Consider the following 4,028-nt stretch of genomic DNA (forward strand, 5'->3'; position numbering starts at 1 on the left):
GGGGCGTGGGGGCGTGGGGGCGTGGKGGCGTGGGGCGTGGGGCGTGGGGCGTGGGGCGTGGGGCGTGGGGAGTGGGGCGTGGGGCGTGGGGCCGGGTTCGGGTTCGGGGTTCGCCGTGAGGCGGGGCTGGTGGTGGGCTTGTCGGGTGCGGTGTTGGTGTCGCCGTCGTGGATTGCGCGACGAGGGTTCAGCGGTCGCGGTCCCTCGTCGCTGTTGAGGTTGGTGGGTCTGGCGGCGGCTTGGTTGACGGTCGACTCGATCAGGGTCTGCTGGGTGGGCGTTGGCGTTTGGTTGCGGTTGTCGGCGGTGTGGTTCGTCGGGATGGCGTGGGCGGCTGTCGGTTGTGGTTGTTCGCGGCATGGGGTTCGAGGGGCCCAGCCATCGGTTGTGGTTGTGGGCGGCTTGGATCGATACAACGCGTGTGTAGCCACCGCCTCAGGCCGTGAAGCGGTGCCCGGATGCTCCGGGAGCGACTCAGCGCAACTCGTGGGTCCTATTGGCGGCGGTGGAAAGTGTTGCGTTGGGGGCGGCGTTCGGGGTCGATGGTGAGCGGTGGGAGGAATTCGGGGTGGCCGTCGGGGCCGAGACGGGCCTGCCAGCCGCTGTCGTTGTGTAGCAGGCGGTGGTGTCGGCGGCAGACGAGGCAGGCGTTGGCCAGGTTGGTGGTGCCGCCGTCGGTCCAGGGGATCAGGTGGTGTCCCTCTGTCCAGCGGGCTGGTCTATCGCAATGCGGAAAGCTACAACCGTTGTCGCGCAGGATCAGGGCTCGGCGTAGGGGGCCGGTGAACAGTCGTCGTGCCCGGCCGAGGTCGAGGACTTGGCTGTCGCCGCTGAGCACGGCGGGCACGATGTGCGCGTCGCAGGCCAGGCGTCGGGCTTCGGCGGCGCTGATCGGGGCGCCGGTGTCCAGTCGCCCCACCCCGCCACCGGTGCCGGCGTTGGTGCCGGCAGGGTCGTGGAGGCTGGTGCTGGTGTGGGTGATCGTTGGGGGTGCCTGGTCGCAGGCCTGACCGCCGCTGGTGGCGGCGTTCGCGGCGGCACTGCTGGTCGTGGAGCTGGTGGTGGTTGGTTCGGTGTTCGTGGGTGAGTCGTCGACGCGGAGCCTGCGCGTCGCCCAGCGCTGCCCGGCCAGCGGGGACTGCCCGGCGGGCCGGGGCTGCTCGGTGGGTGGGGATTGCCCGGTGGGTGGGGACTGCTCGGCTGGTCGGGATTGCCCCGTGGGTGGGGATTGCCCGGTGGGTGGGGACTGCTCGGCTGGTCGGGATTGCCCCGTGGGCGGGGACTGCTCGGCTGGCCGGGACTGCCCAGTGGGCGAGGACTGCTCGGCTGGTGGGGACTGCTCGGCTGGCCGGGATTGCCCGGTGGGCCGGGATCGCTCGGCTGGCCGGGACTGCCTGGTGGGCCGGGATTGCTCGGCTGGCGGGGACTGCTCGGCTGGCCGGGATCGCGTGGTGGGTGGGGATTGCTTGGTGGGTTGGAGGTGGTTGGTCAGTGTGGTGAACGGGATCGTGACGACGACCTGGGCCGGGTCGCCGGCGTGGCCGGGCAGGTCCGATCCGCCGCGCAGCGCACCGGTGCAGACGTCGACCAAGGCGTCGGCGCGTCGCTGCGCCGGGGTGCGGGCCTCCGCCGGGTCGTGCCTGGGATGACACAGTGGGTCCAGGGCGGCGGTGATGGTGGCAGCACCGCTGGTGTCGAGAAAGCCGCTGAGCCGGACCTGACCGTTGCCGAGCGGGCTCAGCGTGAACCCGCGTTTGCTGTGTGCCCGGGCTTCTTGGCCGGCCAGGAATTCAGCTTCGCGTTGCTCGGCGACCTCGGGGGCGACGTGCTCCAGGATCCGCCCGCCCAGCTTGCCCAGGGTCACCGCGTCGAAGTCCTCAGTCCAGTCGACCAGCATGCTCTCGGCTTTGTCGGTGATCTCCCGCCCCAGATCGGTGGGCAGGTCTGTGAGTGTGGCCGCGATGGCCACCGCTTGCTCGGCGGCCGCCGAGCCGGCGCAGACCGCGGCATCCAGCACCGGCCGGGTGTCCAGGGCTTGTGCGAGGGCGACCAGTCGGGCCGCGGTGCCGGGGCTGACCCGCAGCTGGTGGCGTAGCCATACCACGGTGTTGGTCGCGGCGTGTGCCTGCGGCAGACCCCGTGCTCGGGCCTGCCCGATCAGATGCGCGACCACCGCGGTGAGTTGCTGCAATCCGGCCCAGGCCTGCTGCAGGCACTCGACCAGATCCCGGTCCGGGACGGCCCAGGCCGGGGCTGTCGCGCACGCGGCGGCCGCGCGGCGGGCTTCGGAGAGCAGTTCCAGCACCCGACCAACCTGGCACAGATGCACGACACGGCGAGGGGCCCTGTGGATAACCCCGTGCCGACCCGGCACACCCGACGCAAGGCCACAACACCACCGCGACACCCACCGAACATGCCCACCCGAACGCGATGCCGCGGCTTGTCGTGCTGGGCGGCACGCGATGCCGCGGCTGTCGTGCTGGGCGGCACGCGATGCCCCGGCTGTCGTGCTGGGCGACTCGTCGGACCTGCTTTTTCGCAATGAGGCGCGCCGCAGGTAGTCGAGAGCTGAGCGCCTCCCGGGAGTCCATGAACCGGACGCCCCGCGCTGTCCCGAAGTTTCGTTATGTGCGGAACCCGTGCGCGTGCTCAGCCGCCGAGCCATGACAGGGACGGTGCGGGCCGCTCGTCCATGAGTCCGTCGCGGATCTGCCACGTGGTGGACCCGCCGCGTTCGTCGGTGATCAGGAACAAGCCGGCTGGCCGGTCGCCGTCGTCGTCGACCGGTGGCATCGCGGCCAGCTCGGTGATCTGCTCGTGGAGCCAGGGTAGTTCCGCCTCGCGGACGTCACCGCCGTAGAAGAGGTACAGCGTCCAGTTGAACGGCGCTGCCGGGAAGGCCCAGCCGCCCGAGTAGAGATCGTGGTGGTGGCGCTGGATGATCTCCTCGGCGGTGCCGCGCTGCTGGAAACCGATCTGCAACCAGCCGCGGGCCGACGCGTACATCCCCATGGCGGCCACTGTAGATGTGCGCGCCGCAGCCGTTCGGCAGGACGGATTAGGATGATCGCCATGGATTGGGCCGCTTGGCACGACGGGTACGACGAGCCGGGATCCGTCCTCGCCGGACGGTTGGCGGCCGTGCGGCGGATCATCCGGGACACGCTCGACGGCCTGCCCGCCGGCCCGGTTCGCGCCATCAGCATGTGCGCCGGCCAGGGCCGCGACCTGCTGGGAGCGCTGGCGGCCCATCCGCGGCGCGACGACGTCCGGGCCCGGCTGGTCGAGCTCGACCCGCGCAACGCGGCGGCGGCCGAGGACGGCGCCCGGCGGGCGGGTCTCGACGGGGTCGAGGTCGTTCGGGGTGACGCGGGTCTGATGCGGCACTACCGCGACGTCGCCCCGGCGGACCTGGTGCTCGCCTGCGGGGTGTTCGGCAACCTGACCGACGCGGACGTGCTGCGGACCGTCGAGGCGTGCGCCCAGCTGTGCCGCGAGGGTGGCACGGTGGTGTGGACCCGGCACCGGCGCCCGCCCGACCTGGTGCCGGTGATCGGGGACTGGTTCTCGGCCCGGGGCTTCGAGCAGGTGTACGTCAGCGATCCGGCGGCCGGCTTCGGGGTGGGCGCCCACCGCCTCCGCCATCCGCCGAAGCCGCCGCAGAGCGCCGACCGCATCTTCACCTTCGTCCCGGAGAAGCAGGCGACACAGCCCTGACCGGGCTCAGTCCTCGAGCCACAGCCCTGACCGGGCTCAGTCCTCGAGCCACAGCCCTGACCGGGCTCAGTCCTCGAGCCACAGCCCTGACCGGGCTCAGTCCTCGAGCCACAGCCCTGACCGGGCTCGGCCGCCGAGGCCCAGCGGGCTCAGCCGCCGAGCCTTGACCCGGGGTTCAGCTGCCGAGGCTGCCAAGGCTGCCGAGCCCTGACCGGGTTCAGCCGCCGAGGCCGCCGAGGTTGCCGAGCCTTGACTCGGGTTCAGCCGCCGAGGCCGCCGAGGCCGCCGAGGCCGCCGAGGCCGCCGAG

General features: G+C 72.1%; 3 protein-coding genes. 1 reads left to right on the forward strand and 2 read right to left on the reverse strand.

What is annotated here, in order from left to right; all coding sequences use genetic code 11:
- Window positions 1-493: 493 nt before the first annotated feature.
- Entirely contained in the window at window positions 494-2,305 is a 1,812-nt protein-coding gene (locus tag DMB66_RS65705; RefSeq protein WP_158647705.1) for an HNH endonuclease signature motif containing protein, read from the reverse strand.
- Window positions 2,306-2,652: 347 nt separating this feature from the next.
- Window positions 2,653-3,015: a hypothetical protein gene (locus DMB66_RS57290; protein WP_125812376.1), complete on the reverse strand. Its 363-nt coding sequence runs from the start codon at window positions 3,013-3,015 to the stop codon at window positions 2,653-2,655.
- A gap of 60 nt (window positions 3,016-3,075) precedes the next feature.
- Here DMB66_RS57290 and DMB66_RS57295 point away from each other — a divergent pair, with 60 nt between their 5' ends.
- Window positions 3,076-3,720 (forward strand): class I SAM-dependent methyltransferase, encoded by a 645-nt coding sequence (locus DMB66_RS57295; RefSeq protein ID WP_233625575.1) that lies wholly within the window; start codon window positions 3,076-3,078, stop codon window positions 3,718-3,720.
- Window positions 3,721-4,028 lie beyond the last annotated feature (308 nt).

Source organism: Actinoplanes sp. ATCC 53533 (assembly GCF_003947245.1).